Genomic DNA, 13,715 nt, shown 5'->3' on the forward strand with positions numbered 1-13,715 from the left:
CCGCTGCGGGGGCGCTGAATGACCCGCGCGCTGATGATCCAGGGGACCGGCAGCAATGTCGGCAAGTCGCTTCTGGTGGCGGGCCTGTGCCGGGCGGCGCGCAAGCGCGGGCTGTCGGTCGCGCCCTTCAAGCCGCAGAACATGTCGAACAATGCCGCCGTCACGGGCGATGGGGGCGAGATCGGGCGCGCGCAGGCCCTGCAGGCCTGGGCGGCGGGGCTGGTGCCCCATACCGACATGAACCCGGTGCTGTTGAAGCCCGAGACCGATGTGGGCTCGCAGGTGATCGTGCAGGGCCAGCGGCTGACGACCGCGCGGGCGCGCGATTACCAAAGGTTGAAACCGCAGCTAATGGCCGCCGTGCTGGAAAGCTTCGGGCGGCTCAAGGGCGCTCATGACCTTGTTCTGGTCGAAGGGGCGGGCAGCCCGGCCGAGGTCAATCTGCGCGCGGGCGATATCGCCAACATGGGGTTTGCCCGCGCGGCGGACGTCCCCGTGGTGCTGGCGGGCGATATCGACCGGGGCGGCGTGATCGCGCAGATCATCGGCACGCAGGCCGTGATCGCGCCCGAGGATGCGGCGATGATCGCGGGCTTCCTGATCAACCGGTTCCGGGGTGATCCGTCGCTGTTCGACGATGGCTATGCGCTGATCGCGGAGCGCACCGGCTGGCGCGGCTACGGGGTCTGCCCGTGGTTTCCCGAGGCGTGGAAACTGCCCGCCGAGGATGCGCTCGACCTGGCCAAGCCGCGCCGGGCCGAGGGGTTGCATGTCGTTTGCCTGACGCTCAGCCGGATCGCGAATTTCGACGATCTGGACCCTTTGGCGCAGGAACCGGGGGTGCGTCTGACCATGCTGGGCGCGGGGCAGGCCATTCCGGGGGATGCCGATCTGGTGATCTTGCCGGGCACGAAATCGACGCGGGGCGATCTGGCCTATCTGCGCGCGCAGGGTTGGGATCTGGATCTTGCCGCCCATGTGCGGCGCGGTGGGCAGGTTCTGGGGATTTGCGGTGGCTACCAGATGCTGGGCCGCGAGGTCGCGGACCCCGAGGGGATCGAGGGGCCTGCGGGGGCCGATCCGGGGCTGGGGCTTTTGGATGTGGCGACCGTGATGACCCCGAAAAAGCGCCTGACCGAGGTTTTGGCGACGCATTCGGCCACGGGGGCCGGGTTTCATGGTTATGAAATCCATATCGGGGAAAGCGATGGGCCGGACCGGGCGCGCCCCTTTGCCCATGTGGCGGGTATGCCCGAGGGGGCGGTCAGCGCGGATGGCCGCATCGCGGGCAGCTACCTGCACGGGATGTTTCGCGACGACGGGTTCCGCGCGGCCTATCTGGCGGGGTTCGGGGTGAAAGCGGCCAGCGATGGCTATGACGCGGGCGTCGATGCCACGCTCGATGCGCTGGCGGCGCATCTGGAAGCCCATCTCGATGTCGACGGGTTACTGGCCGCTGCCCGCTAGCGCCTGTTCCAGCCGGTTCCATCCCGCAGCATCGCCCGGCAGGCCCAGACGCAGCCAGCCCGCGCTGTAGGGAAAGGCGCGCGTCCAGATCCGGGCGCGGGCAAGGTGCGCGCGCGCTGCCATGGCATCGCCGGTATCATAGGTGCGGAACAGATTCGTGCCGCCGACAAGCGACCAACCGGCCCGGGCGGCGAGCGCGTCGAGCCTGTCGGCATCGCGGGCAAGGCGGGTGCGGGTTTCGGTTTGCCATGTGCTGTCGGACAAGGCCGCGCTGCCCGCCACGATGGCGGGTCCGCTGACCGCCCAAGGGCCCGAAAGTGTGCGCAGGTGCTCCAGCGTCTTTGCCCCGCCAAGCGCGAAGCCGAGCCTGAGACCGGCAAGCCCGTAGAACTTGCCGAAGGAGCGCAGGACCAGGGCCCGTTCGCCCAGATCGTGCAGCTGGGGGCAGAGCGACAGGTGGGGCGTGGGATCGGCAAAGCTTTCGTCAACGACCAAGAGGCCCACATCGCCCGCAAGCCGCGCCAGAACCTCGGGCGGCCAGAGGCGTCCATCGGGGTTGTTGGGGTTGACCACCACGGCCAGATCGGCACCCGCCATCTGGGTCAGATCGTGGGCCGCGCGCACCTGCCAGCCTTGTGCGGCAAGGGAGGCGGCATGTTCGTTGTAGCTGGGGCTGAGGACGGCGGCGGTGCCTGCGGGGCGCAGCCGGGGCACGAGCTGGATCGCGGCCTGTGCGCCCGAGAGCGCCACGACGCCCGTCCGCGCGCCATAGGCACTGGCTGCGGCCTGTTCCAGCGCGCCCATATCCGTGGCGGTGGGCAGGGTGTTCAGCGCATGGGGCGGGATCTGGGGCATCGGATAGGGCAGGGGGTTGATGCCGGTCGACAGGTCGATCCAGTCCTCCCCGCCATAAGTGGCGCGCGCCCTGTCCAGATCGCCGCCGTGATCGCGTGCCTGCCCGGTCATCCCCAGCCTCCCGCAAGGGCCATGAGCACCAGCCCCGCCCCGCACAGGATCATCGCCCGGACATAAAGCGCAAGACCCCGCACCATGTCCTGCGGCACCGGGTCGGGGGCGGCCTCGTTCACCCATGGCTCGGGCGAGATCGTCTCGCCATAGGCGCGCGGCCCGGACAGGCGGATATGGAGCGCGCCTGCCATCGCCGCCTCGGGCCAGCCCGCATTGGGCGAGCGGTGCTTGCGCGCGTCGCGGGCCATCGCCCCGAGCGCCGCGCCGGGTCGGGCCGAGACCAGCGCAAAGGCCAGCCCGGTCAGGCGCGCGGGGATCAGGTTCACCAGATCGTCGAGCCGGGCCGCGACCTTGCCGAAATCCTCGTAGCGGGTGTTGCGGTGGCCGATCATGGAATCGAGCGTGTTGATCGCCTTGTAGGCGGCGATGCCGGGCAGACCCAGAACCGCCCCCCAGAACAGTGGGGCGACGATCCCGTCCGAGGCATTTTCGGCCAGGCTTTCAAGCCCCGCCCGCGCAACGCCTGCTTGATCAAGGCGGGTGGGATCGCGCCCGACGATCATGGAGACGGCATGGCGCGCCCCCTCCAGATCGCCCGAGGTGAGCGGTCTGGCGACGGCGGCGACATGGTCATGAAGCGAGCGCGCCGCGATGAGCGGCCAGGCCAGCACGGCACCCAGAACCAGGCCGAGGAGGCCGCCCGGCAGGAGCGCCTGTGCCGCCAGCGCGGGCAGGGTTGCCGCAGAGACCGCCACCGCCACGCAAGCCGCGCCAGACATCCTGCGCGCGGTCACGCCGCCCCGGTTCCAGCGGGTTTCGAGCGCCGCGATCAACGCGCCGATCCAGGTCACGGGATGGCCGATCCGGGCATAGACCCGCGCGGGCCAGCCGATGACCGCATCGATCAGGAGCGCCAGGGCCATCATCGCGGCGAAACTCATGGCCGCCCCCCGGTCGAAAAGCGCAGGACATGGGTATAGCCCGCCGCGCGCATGCGTCCTTCGGCCCCTTGGGGGATCGTGCCAGGGGCAAAGATCAGCGCCCGCGCCGATCCGGTATGCGCCCGCGCCCAGCCAAGCGCGCCAATATCTCCCGCAAGCGCTTCGGTCGGGTCATTGCCGGGGCCGCGCATCGCCGTTGTGCGCGCGGCTGACAGGCTCGCGAGCCGCGCGGCTTGGGGCAGATCGGGCCCCTTGGCCCAATCCGCGACCAGGTCATCGACGGGTGGGAAATCGTGATCGCCCGGATCGGTCCGTTGCGGCTCCCGCCAGAACCCGCCGAGGATATCGGCTCTGGGCGGGGGCGGCAGCTCGGCAAGCGCCTTGGCGCTGCGCGGGGCCCAGAGCGTGCCGTCGGGCCGCGCCAGCATCAGGGGATCGACCGCGCCTTCGACCTCCAGACAGGCTGCGGCGATGGCGGCCTCCTGCGCGCCGGCTGCGCGCGCCAGCGCCACGAGCGCGGCCGTCGACATGCCCGCGCCCCCGCCCGGCGGCAGGTCGGGGGTGAGGGTGATCTTGCCCCGTGGTGCGACGCCCAATGCCGAAAAGAGCGCCTTGGCCCGTGTGTTGCCGATCAACCCTGCGGGATCGTCGAGCGCCGGTTGCGCCGCCTCTTCCCACGTCGCGCGCACGCCCCTGCTGCGGCAGTCAAGCGTCACAAGCGCCAGCGATCCCCCGACAAGGCCCTGAATCCATTCCCCGAAATGCCCCGCAACGAAAACCATGGCTCAGAGAATGCGCCCCAAGGCGGTCGGCCCGACACGGCCATGCCGGGACATGGTGCCGCGCCCCACGGGCCCTGGACCTGTGGCCAAAGGCGGGCGGGACATCGGGATGGGATCGGTCGGGACAGGGGCCAAGATCGGGGTTTCCAAGGTTGCGTAAACCTGCTTTTTCACGAAGCCATGGCAAAGTCGATCCTCATCACGGGCGGGGCCCGGTCGGGCAAGAGCCTTCTGGCCGAGCGCATGACGCTGGGGCTGGGCGCGCAGGCGATCTACATCGCCACGGCAGAGGCCTTTGACACCGAGATGGAGGATCGCATCGCGCGCCACCGCGCCCGGCGCGGCCCCGAATGGGTGACGGTGAATGCGCCGCTCGATCTGGTGGGGGCGCTTGCCGACAGCGACGGGCAGGGCCTGCCACGGCTTGTCGATTGCCTGACGCTCTGGCTCAGCAACCTGATGCTGGGCGAGCAGGATTGCGAAAGTGCTGCCGCAGAGCTTGCCGATCTTGTCCCGCGCCTTGCCTCGCCGGTCGTCTTCGTCACCAACGAGGTGGGATCGGGGATCGTGCCGGAAAACGCGCTCGCCCGCGCCTTTCGCGATGCGGCGGGTCTGACCAACCAACGTCTCGCCCAGACCTGTGACGAGGTCTGGTTCTGTGTCTCTGGATTACCCTTGAAAGTGAAACCGCAATGACCGACCTGACCCATCTTTCCCGGCTGGAGGATATCCTGACGCTCGATCTGCCCTCGCCCGATCCGGCCACGATCGAGGGGGCCCGGGCGCGGCAGGCCGAATTGACCAAGCCGCCCGGCTCGCTCGGTCGGCTGGAGGATCTGGCGGCTTTCGTGGCCGGGTGGCGGGCCTGCGCGCGCCCCAGGATCGCGCGCGCGCAGGCCCTGGTTTTCGCGGGCAATCACGGGATCTGCGCGCAGGGCGTGAACCCGTTCCCGCAAGCGGTGACCGCGCTGATGGTCGCCAATTTCGAGGCGGGCGGTGCCGCCATCAACCAGCTGTGCCGGGTCGCTGGCGCGGATCTGACGGTCGTGCCGCTGGATCTGGACCGGCCCACGCAGGATTTCACCCAAGGTCCCGCGATGACCGAGGCGGAATGCCTTGATGCCCTGAAGCGTGGTGCGGCGGCGGTCGATCCCGAGGCCGATGTGCTGATCCTGGGCGAGATGGGGATCGGCAATTCCACCATCTCGGCGGCGCTGGCGCTGGCTGTTTGTGGCGGCGCGCCGGGTGATTGGGTCGGGCGCGGCACGGGCAGCGATGCCGAGGGTCAGGCTCGCAAGGCCGAGGTGATCGCGCGCGGTCTGGCGCGGCATGCGGGGTTGTCGCCGCTGGAGGCGCTTGCGGCGCTCGGCGGGCGCGAACAGGCGGCGATCTGCGGCGCGGTTCTGGCCGCGCGCATGGCGCGTATCCCCGTCATTCTGGACGGCTATATTTGCACCGCTGCCGTTGCCCCCCTGCACGGGGCGGGGGCGGGGCTGCTCGATCATTGCCTTGTCGGGCATCTGAGCGCGGAACCGGGCCATGCCCGGCTTTGCGCCGCCATGGGCAAGGACCCGATCCTGTCGCTGTCCATGGCGCTGGGCGAAGGGACGGGGGCGGCGCTGGCGCTTGGTGTTCTGCGTGGGGCCTTGGCCTGTCACGACGGCATGGCGACCTTTGCCGAGGCCGGCATCGGCTGAGGTCATCCCCGCTTGCGCAGGGTGACGCAGGTGTAGCCCATGGTGCCCATCTTGTAGAGTCGGGTCAGCGCATCGCCGCCGATCATGTTCGCAAAGATGGGCCAATGGTTCAGCCCCACCCGGTGCGCCACGGGCCCTGCCAGATGCAGCGCCCGGTCGCGCAGGCGGTCGAGGCGGATCAGGGGCGTCAGGTCCTGGAGGTCGAGCCTGTCGAACCCGGCGCAGTCCGCTGCCGCCTGCAAGCCGTCCAGATCGGGCACATGCCCCAGCCGCCAGCCCGCGCGAAACCGGTCGAGCCAACGCCGCTCGGCCATGGTCAGGTCCGTCTCGGGCCGGCGCAGCATGTCGTCGACGATCACCAGAACCCCGCCCGTTCCCAGCGCGGATGCCGCGGCATCCAGAAAGGCGGCAGCGCTTTGCGCATGGACGTGGGATTCGATGGCCATGGCCAGATCCGCATCGCTGCCCCGCACCTCGGTGAAATCGGCCCGGAGAAAGCGGCACCGCGCGCTCAGGTTTCGGCGCGTTGCCTCCGCCTCGGCCTTGGCGCGCTGGACGGCGCTGATCGTGATGCCGGTCATTTTGGCCTCGGGCCAGAAGGGGGCGAGGTGAAACAGGCTTCCGCCGACCCCGCAGCCAAGGTCGAGAACCCGGCGGGGTGCGCGGCCAAGGTGGCGCTCGGCCTGCATCCGGATGATGTCATTGACATGGGCGGCTGCCTGTGAGGGCGTTGACACCCCATCGGCCCAGAGCGGTCGATGGATCGCAAGTGCCGAGCCGCTGCCCCCTACCGCAAGAAAGCGGCGGGTGTTGGCGTCGTAATACTCCGCGACCCGAGAGCCTGTCATCATTCCCACCTGATTGCCGCCGCCCCGATGGGGCGCGCCGTTGGGGGGCAAGATATGCCGATGTCCCGCGAGGCAAGGGAAAACCCGTCGCTCCCGGCCATAGGGGTCAGGCGGAACCTGTCTGCCCGCGCACCCGGTCGCCCTGCCCGCCGCCCCGCGCGGTGCGCAGGATCAGGCGGATATCGGGCAAGATACCCCGCAGCGCCACGTAATCGGCATCGCGCCGCGCGAGGCGAACAGGATCGCTCATGTCGATCCCCTCGACCTGGGCCAGGCCGCTGATGCCCGGCAGAACGTCGAGCACGCCGCGCTTGCGCCGCTCCTCGACCAGTTCGGTCTGGACGGGCAGGCAGGGGCGGGGGCCGATCAACGCGATCTCGCCGCGCAGGATGTTCCAGACCTGCGGCAGTTCGTCGATCTTGGTGCGCCTGAGAAAGGCACCGACGCGGGTGACGGAGGCGGCCGAGACCTCATGCGTGCCGGCTTGTGCGGTGCCAAGCTGCATGGTGCGGAATTTCCAGCAGGTAAAGACCTTGCCATGCCGCCCGACACGCGGTTGCCCGAACAGGCCGGGACCGGGCGAATCACGCCTGACCGCGATCCATGCCGCCAGAAGCACCCACCAGAACCCCAGAAGGATCGTCAGCGCAAAGGCGTAATCCACAAGCCGCATGGTCGCGCCATAGACGCGGTTGCCCCTCTGCGCCTCGGTCAGGATCAGGCGATTGTCCTCGCCCGCAGGGGCACCCGAAACCAGATGCGCCGCGATCTTGTCGACCGAGACGGTGGGCCGCAGCGCGGCCAGAGTGTGGAAGGCAGGGCCGCGCAACACGCGTGGCAGCTTGTTCAGCACCGCGAGCTTGCCCGCGAAGCGGTCGGCCTGCACCGCGGGCAGGTAGAGGATCGACACCTCGGTATCCCCGGCCGCGGCAAGAACCGCCTCTGCCCCCCGGCGCTTGCTTTCGGCATAGGGACTGCGATTGCTCGCGTCGAGCGCATCGATCGAGGAGACATAGACGAAGCGCGCGATCCCCGCCTCTTGCGCGGCGCGCAGTTGCGTCAGGGCCAGATCGACATTCACCGCGTCGAATTCGGCCTGCGGGCCGGGCCGGTCGTTGTTGCGGGCGGCAAGGTGCACCATGAGGTCGGCCCCGGTTGCATGCTGTGCCATGGCATCCGGGGCGCAGCAGGACAGGCCGGGAAAGAGCTGTGCCAGCTTCTCCGGGTCCCGGCCGATCAAGACCGGATCGATCCCTGCGGTTTGCAGACGGGGCACGACGTGCCGCCCGACGAAACCCGACGCGCCGGTGATCACGATCTTCATGCGACATCCGCCGGGTCGAGGGATGCGGCATCCCCCGCAACGGGGTCCGTGCCGGGGGCGGGCGCGTAGCCTGTCCCCGCTTGCCGCAGCAAGCTTTGCACCGTTTTCAGGTCCTCGTCGGCAGTCGCGCGATCGAGGGCGTCGAGAAGCGGCACAAGCTCAGGCATCGGCAGGAAGCCTTCTTGTGCGGTCATGATCTTGGGATGCGCCGTTGCGCGGGCATCGGCCCCGATCAGCAATTCCTCGTATAGCTTCTCACCCGGGCGCAGGCCCGTGATCTTGATCGTGATGTCGCCCTCGCCCCCGGGGTCCCCCTCAAGGCGCGGACGCAGGCCCGACAGCGACGCCATGCGCTGTGCCAGATCGAGAATGCGGACCGGTTGACCCATGTCGAGCAAGAAGACATCGCCGCCCTGCGCCATGGCGCTCGACTGGATCACCAGCTGCGCCGCCTCGGGAATGGACATGAAATAGCGCGTGATCTCGGGATGGGTCACGGTGATCGGTCCGCCCGCCTCGATCTGGCTGCGGAAAAGCGGGATGACCGATCCCGACGAGCCAAGAACGTTGCCAAAGCGCACCATGGAGATACGGGTGCCGGAGGCGGTCTCGGCATAGGCTTGGCAGACCATTTCCGCCAGGCGCTTGGACGCCCCCATGATGTTGGTCGGGCGCACGGCCTTGTCCGTCGAGATCAGCGTGAAGGATTGGACCTGCGTGGCGATCGCGGCCTCCAGCACTGTTTTCGTGCCGAAGACGTTGTTGCGCATCCCCTCGGCGATGTTGTCCTCGACCAGGGGCACATGCTTGTAGGCGGCGGCGTGGAACACCGTTCCGACGTTATGCTGCGCCATGGTATCGCGCAGGCGCCGCGCGGATTGGACGGATCCCAGAACCGCATGAAGCCGCGTGGGGCGCGGCAAGACCTTGGTCAGCGCCAAGAGCTCCATCTGGATCGTGTAGAGCGCGGGTTCCGAATGCTCGAACAGGATCAGGTCGCTCGGGCCCTCTCGCAGGATCTGTCGGCACAATTCGCTGCCGATCGATCCGCCTGCACCCGTCACCATCACGACCTTGCCGCGAATGTTGGCCGACATCAGGTCGGGAACAGGCGCCACGGGGTCGCGCCCCAGAAGATCCTCCGCCGACACGTCGACGATATCCGATGTGCTGGCGCGACCGGTGATGATGTCGTCCATGTTGGGGACGGTGCGGACCCTGACGCCGAATTCGGCGAGCTGCTCGATGATCTCGCGCCGCCGCGATCTTTGGGCACGCGGCATGGCCAGAAGCGCAAGCTCCACCCCGAAATTCTCGATCAGGCCGGGCATGTCCTGCGGCCCGATCACGCGCAGACCGTTCACCTCGTTGCCATGCAGGGCGGGGTTGTCATCGACGATGGCGAGCGGCAGGTAATCATTCCCGCGCAGAAGCGAGGCGACAAGTTGTTGTCCCGAGGTGCCGGCCCCGTAGACCAGCACGGGCGTCAGACCCTGCCGCAATTCGCGGCGGAACAATTCGCGCAGCAAGAACCGCAATCCCCCGACCGAGATCAGCGCGAGCATGGCGTAGATGCCCGGAACCGACCGCGGCACCCCAAGCGACAGCCCTTGCGACACGACGAACAAGAAGACCGCCGACACGGCGATCCCGCGCGCGATGGTGACGAAGGCGCGCGACGAGATATAGCGGATCACGGCCCGATAGAATCCGGTCACCGCGAACAGCAAGATGGTGACGGGAAGCGTCATCCCAATGGCAATCCAGATGCGTGGGTCGGGCAGGAAAAAGAAACTGTCGTAGCGCAATCCCATAGCGAGGATGAAGCTGCCCACCAGCAGCACGCAATCCGCCGCCACCTGCAAGATCCGCTTGTTCAGGCGCGACAGGGACAAAAGCCGCGCCAATCCGCGCTGCGCGGAGGGTTTCCGCAATCGTCGGGTTTGGCGTGTCGGCATCGGATTGATCACCCTGATGTCAGCGAGCGGTCATGTCCGGCACAAGGTCCCGAGACCGATTTGCAAAGACCGACACGATGACTCGAAAGGATATTTTTCGCGCGTCGGATAGCTTGGTAATGCCGGGAGTTTCGCCGCACCGCAAGGCGAAACGCGGTCGCGGCGCTGCCGTCGCGGCACTTGGCCAAGGGGAGCAAGGCGATAAGGGGCCTCACCGCAACCTTTGCGCGGTTGTCCTGCCCTCGGGCAGCCCCACATTGACACGCGCAACAGATCCACCCTGCCCGGAGCTCCAGATGACCCGCCCCAAAGCCGCATTTGCCATTCCCGGCGATCTCGCGACCTTGACGGGCGGGTATATCTACGACCGCCGCCTCTTGTCGGAACTGCGCGCCGATGGCCGTGACGTGGCCCATGTCGGTCTCGGGGCTTCCTTTCCCGATCCCACGCCCGCGGATATGGCGGATGCGGCCCGCAGGTTGTCGCGCTTCGGGCCCGATTGCCCGGTGATGATCGACGGGCTGGCGATGGGGGCGATGGAGCTGTCTGTCCTGACCGGCATGGCGGCACCCATCGTGGCGCTCGTACATCATCCGCTTGCCCATGAAAGCGGCCTTGCCCCCGCGATGCGCGACCGGCTTTACCGCAGCGAACGCGACAATCTCGCGCTCGCGGCCCATGTCGTTGTGCCAAGCCCGCATACCGCCGCCTTGCTCGTGTCGGATTATGGCGTCACGGCCGATCGCATCACCATCGCCCGACCGGGCACCGACCGCCCCATGGGGCGGGTGGCGAAAGCCGATCCGCCCCTGATCCTGTCGGTCGGCATCCAGGTGCCGCGCAAGGGGCATGACGTGCTGATCCGGGCGCTGGCGCAGCTGCGCGACCTCCGCTGGCAGGCTGTGATCGTGGGATCGGCGCTCGATGCCGAACATGCCGCTTTTTTGGCCCGGTTGGTGACCGACCTTGACCTCTCCTCGAAAGTCCGGCTGGTCGGCCGCGTCTCGGGGGAGGAGCTGGCGCGGCTCTATGGTCAGGCAAGCCTTTTTGCGCTCGCGACCCGCTACGAGGGCTACGGCATCGTCTTTGACGAGGCCATGGTTCACGGCCTGCCCATCGTCACATGTGCGACGGGGGCGGTTCCCGATACGGTTGCCCCGCAGGCGGGGCTTTTGGTTCCGCCCGATGATCCCGACGCCTTTGCGCAGGCCCTTGCAACGGTTCTCGAGGATGACGCCACGCGCGGGCGGATGGCGGATGCTGCGACGGCGGCGGGCGCGGCCCTGCCCGGTTGGGCGGCGACCGCGCGCTCGGTGGGGGAGGTATTCGACCGCGTCTCCGCCCGCGCGCAAAAGGCGGTCGCGGCACGGCGTTGAACCCTCGGGGGATCGGGGGCGCCTGCGCGCCCTCGCGAGAATGTGATCCTGCTGGCCAAGGGGCTCTCGGCCCGCCAGACAAGCCCCGGCGCGGCTTTCTCGAGGTGCAGAACTCCGAACCCTGTCTGCAGGCGATTTCCTCGTGCCATCGCGGGCTTGCCGGAACGGCATTCGCCCTAGATTTTCAAATTCGACGGAAAAAACAGGATCACCATGCCGACCAGCCCAGCCGCAAAGGTCGGGTCCGCCCCTGCTGCGGTCCCGCACCGACCCCCGGAGCCGCCTGCACCCTCGCTCGCGCCGGCAGGTGTCGAGCAGTTGCGCAGGCTTCAGGGCGATCTTGCCGTAGGCCTGCCGATTGTCCTGCGCCATGACGGGGCCGCGGTTCTGGTGGCGCTCGTCGAATCCCTGACACAGGCGCGTTACAGCGCCATGACGGATCTTGGCACGCCCGAACTGGTCGTGACGCGGCGCCGCGCCGTGGCGCTGGGCGCGCAGCCCCCGGGGCAGGGCGACACGTTGCGGTTCCGCCTGCCGCCGGGGGCGGATCTTGGCTGGGTTGCCGCCGTCGCGGGCCGATCCGGGCCGCAGGACGGCGACCTGGGGGGCGGATTGCCCATACTTCAGACCGGATCGGCGCTGCATCGGGCCATGCTCGACATCGCCAAATCCATCCATGTCCTTCCGGCCGCGCTTGCCGTGCCCCTCTCGGTCGAGACCGAGGCCGTCATTGCCGATCTTGGTCTTTCCACCATGCCGCTTGCGCGTGTCCTGCCGGCGCTCGAGGAGGCGCGCAGCCAGACCTGCGTCAGCTCGGCCCAGCTGCCGATGGATGTCTCCTCCTCCGGGCATGTACATGTCTTTCGCCCCGATGCCGGTGGGCCGGATCATTACGCCATCGAGGTGGGCACGCCCGACCTGTCGGGCCCGGTCCTTGTGCGGCTCCATTCCGCCTGTTTCACGGGCGATGTGCTGGGCAGCCTGAAATGCGATTGCGGGCCGCAATTGCGCGCCGCCATGGCCGCGATGGCCGAGGCGGGGGGCGGCGTGCTGATCTATCTCAACCAGGAGGGGCGGGGGATCGGACTGGCCAACAAAATGCGCGCTTATGCGCTGCAGGATGCGGGTCTCGACACGGTCGAGGCCAATCATTGGCTGGGGTTCGAGGATGACCAGCGAGATTTCCGCATCGGGGCGCAGATCCTGGGCCGGATGGGCATCGACCGGGTGCGCCTGATGACGAACAATCCTGCCAAGATGGCCAGCCTGTCGGCGCTGGGCGTCACGGTGGTGGACCGCGTGCCGCTGCGCGTGGGCAAAACCGCGCAGAACGCCCATTACCTTGCCACCAAGGCCGCGAAATCGGGGCATCTGTTGTGACCCATGCGCCTGCCCTTTGGTGTGTCGGTCCGGGTCGGGCCGAACTGCGCCCCGGCGCGCTGGGCGAGGGCGTGACCGTCGACATGCTTTACACCGGCATCAGCCGGGGCACCGAGCGTCTGGTGTTCGAGGGCCGGGTGCCGGACAGCGAAACGGACCGGATGCGCGGCCCCGCGATGGAGGGGGATTTCCCCTTTCCGGTCAAATACGGCTATTGCGCCGTGGGCCGCGTGGCCGAGGGCGCGCTGGCCGGGCGCGCGGTCTTTGCGCTCCATCCCCACCAGGCGCGCTTTCGCCTGCCGCAATCGGCGCTGACACTCCTGCCCGAGGATCTGCCGCCCGGCCGCGCCGTTCTGGCCGCCAACATGGAAACCGCGCTGACGCTTTTGTGGGACAGCGGCGCGGGGGCAGGGGACCGGATTGCCGTGATCGGTGCGGGCGTTCTGGGGGCCCTGACCGCCTATCTTGCCGCCCGCCTGCCGGGGGCCGAGGTGACGTTGGTCGATACCAATCATGACCGCGCCGCGCTGGCCGCGCCATTGGGCTGCGGCTTTGCCGCGCCGGACACCGTGCCAGGGGATTGCGACGTGGTCTTTCACCTCTCGGCCAGTGCCGCGGGTCTTGCCACCGCCATCGCCAGCGCAGGGCCCGAAGCCGTGGTGCTGGAGGGCAGCTGGTACGGGGCGGGGACCACGCAAGTGCCCCTTGGCGGGGCGTTTCACAGCCGCCGCCTGCGGATTGTCGGCTCGCAGGTGGGTCAGATCCCGCCTGCGCGCGCGCCCCGCTGGACCCATGCCCGCCGCCTTGCCAAGGCGCTGGAGCTTTTGACCGATCCCGCGCTTGATGTGCTGATCTCGGGCGAAACCGCCTTTGCCGATCTGCCCGCGCGCTATGGTGCGATCCTGTCGGACCCTGCCACCTTGTGCCACCGCATCCGCTACGATGCCCCCCAAGACGCCCTTTGAGGAGAGAC

The 13,715-nt window shown here is 68.6% G+C and carries 12 protein-coding genes; 6 read left to right on the plus strand and 6 right to left on the minus strand.

From position 1 onward, the window contains the following. Positions 1 to 18: 18 nt before the first annotated feature. Entirely contained in the window at positions 19 to 1,467 is a 1,449-nt protein-coding gene (locus AABA51_RS04460) for a cobyric acid synthase (protein ID WP_338274798.1), read from the plus strand. On the opposite strand, the gene cobD is transcribed toward AABA51_RS04460, so the two are convergent. From cobD to AABA51_RS04475, 3 genes are read right to left on the minus strand one after another with little or no spacing between them, the layout of a single operon-like run. After that, positions 1,447 to 2,433 carry a threonine-phosphate decarboxylase CobD gene (cobD, locus tag AABA51_RS04465; protein WP_338274799.1) on the minus strand — a complete coding sequence of 329 codons (987 nt, stop codon included), beginning with the start codon at positions 2,431 to 2,433 and terminating at the stop codon, positions 1,447 to 1,449. The genes AABA51_RS04460 and cobD overlap by 21 nt on opposite strands. Beyond that, a complete protein-coding gene (cbiB, locus tag AABA51_RS04470) occupies positions 2,430 to 3,377 on the minus strand; it encodes an adenosylcobinamide-phosphate synthase CbiB (RefSeq protein WP_338274801.1) in 948 nt (315 codons plus the stop codon). Before cbiB ends, cobD begins: the two co-directional genes overlap by 4 nt. After that, positions 3,374 to 4,159: a propanediol utilization protein gene (locus tag AABA51_RS04475; RefSeq protein WP_338274804.1), complete on the minus strand. Its 786-nt coding sequence runs from the start codon at positions 4,157 to 4,159 to the stop codon at positions 3,374 to 3,376. The genes cbiB and AABA51_RS04475 overlap by 4 nt, the downstream gene beginning before the upstream one ends. A 180-nt stretch (positions 4,160 to 4,339) precedes the next feature. Here AABA51_RS04475 and cobU point away from each other — a divergent pair, with 180 nt between their 5' ends. Continuing rightward, entirely contained in the window at positions 4,340 to 4,855 is a 516-nt protein-coding gene (gene cobU / locus AABA51_RS04480) for a bifunctional adenosylcobinamide kinase/adenosylcobinamide-phosphate guanylyltransferase (protein ID WP_338274806.1), read from the plus strand. After that, entirely contained in the window at positions 4,852 to 5,856 is a 1,005-nt protein-coding gene (gene cobT, locus AABA51_RS04485; protein WP_338274808.1) for a nicotinate-nucleotide--dimethylbenzimidazole phosphoribosyltransferase, read from the plus strand. The genes cobU and cobT overlap by 4 nt, the downstream gene beginning before the upstream one ends. A gap of 2 nt (positions 5,857 to 5,858) precedes the next feature. On the opposite strand, the gene AABA51_RS04490 is transcribed toward cobT, so the two are convergent. From AABA51_RS04490 to AABA51_RS04500, 3 genes are all read right to left on the minus strand, one after another. Then, positions 5,859 to 6,707: a methyltransferase domain-containing protein gene (locus AABA51_RS04490; RefSeq protein WP_338274809.1), complete on the minus strand. Its 849-nt coding sequence runs from the start codon at positions 6,705 to 6,707 to the stop codon at positions 5,859 to 5,861. A 103-nt stretch (positions 6,708 to 6,810) separates the two neighbouring features. After that, positions 6,811 to 8,028 carry a hybrid nucleoside-diphosphate sugar epimerase/sugar transferase gene (locus AABA51_RS04495; protein ID WP_338274811.1) on the minus strand — a complete coding sequence of 406 codons (1,218 nt, stop codon included), beginning with the start codon at positions 8,026 to 8,028 and terminating at the stop codon, positions 6,811 to 6,813. Next, positions 8,025 to 9,986, minus strand: a complete 1,962-nt coding sequence (locus AABA51_RS04500; RefSeq protein ID WP_338274813.1) for a nucleoside-diphosphate sugar epimerase/dehydratase — start codon at positions 9,984 to 9,986, stop codon at positions 8,025 to 8,027. Before AABA51_RS04500 ends, AABA51_RS04495 begins: the two co-directional genes overlap by 4 nt. A 296-nt stretch (positions 9,987 to 10,282) precedes the next feature. On the opposite strand from AABA51_RS04500, the gene AABA51_RS04505 reads away from it, so the two are divergent. The 3 genes from AABA51_RS04505 to AABA51_RS04515 all read left to right on the plus strand — a co-directional run bounded on the left by AABA51_RS04505 (position 10,283) and on the right by AABA51_RS04515 (position 13,707). Next, positions 10,283 to 11,362, plus strand: coding sequence for a glycosyltransferase family 4 protein (locus AABA51_RS04505; protein WP_338274814.1), 1,080 nt, complete (start codon positions 10,283 to 10,285; stop codon positions 11,360 to 11,362). A gap of 318 nt (positions 11,363 to 11,680) precedes the next feature. Beyond that, positions 11,681 to 12,742 (plus strand): GTP cyclohydrolase II, encoded by a 1,062-nt coding sequence (gene ribA / locus AABA51_RS04510; RefSeq protein ID WP_338274816.1) that lies wholly within the window; start codon positions 11,681 to 11,683, stop codon positions 12,740 to 12,742. Continuing rightward, positions 12,739 to 13,707 carry a zinc-dependent alcohol dehydrogenase gene (locus AABA51_RS04515; RefSeq protein ID WP_338274818.1) on the plus strand — a complete coding sequence of 323 codons (969 nt, stop codon included), beginning with the start codon at positions 12,739 to 12,741 and terminating at the stop codon, positions 13,705 to 13,707. The genes ribA and AABA51_RS04515 overlap by 4 nt, the downstream gene beginning before the upstream one ends. The last annotated feature ends 8 nt before the right edge of the window (positions 13,708 to 13,715 follow it).

Source organism: Roseicyclus marinus, from assembly GCF_036322625.1.
GTDB classification, from domain to species: Bacteria; Pseudomonadota; Alphaproteobacteria; order Rhodobacterales; family Rhodobacteraceae; genus Roseicyclus; species Roseicyclus marinus_A.

Excerpts from the sequence above, each read along its gene's own strand:
- cobU (WP_338274806.1), top strand. The coding sequence starts at position 4,340 with ATGGCAAAGTCGATCCTCATCACGGGCGGGGCCCGGTCGGGCAAGAGC.
- cobD (WP_338274799.1), bottom strand. The coding sequence starts at position 2,433 with ATGACCGGGCAGGCACGCGATCACGGCGGCGATCTGGACAGGGCGCGC.
- AABA51_RS04505 (WP_338274814.1), top strand. The coding sequence starts at position 10,283 with ATGACCCGCCCCAAAGCCGCATTTGCCATTCCCGGCGATCTCGCGACC.
- AABA51_RS04490 (WP_338274809.1), bottom strand. The coding sequence starts at position 6,707 with ATGATGACAGGCTCTCGGGTCGCGGAGTATTACGACGCCAACACCCGC.
- AABA51_RS04500 (WP_338274813.1), bottom strand. The coding sequence starts at position 9,986 with ATGCCGACACGCCAAACCCGACGATTGCGGAAACCCTCCGCGCAGCGC.
- cbiB (WP_338274801.1), bottom strand. The coding sequence starts at position 3,377 with ATGAGTTTCGCCGCGATGATGGCCCTGGCGCTCCTGATCGATGCGGTC.
- AABA51_RS04495 (WP_338274811.1), bottom strand. The coding sequence starts at position 8,028 with ATGAAGATCGTGATCACCGGCGCGTCGGGTTTCGTCGGGCGGCACGTC.
- AABA51_RS04475 (WP_338274804.1), bottom strand. The coding sequence starts at position 4,159 with ATGGTTTTCGTTGCGGGGCATTTCGGGGAATGGATTCAGGGCCTTGTC.
- cobT (WP_338274808.1), top strand. The coding sequence starts at position 4,852 with ATGACCGACCTGACCCATCTTTCCCGGCTGGAGGATATCCTGACGCTC.
- AABA51_RS04460 (WP_338274798.1), top strand. The coding sequence starts at position 19 with ATGACCCGCGCGCTGATGATCCAGGGGACCGGCAGCAATGTCGGCAAG.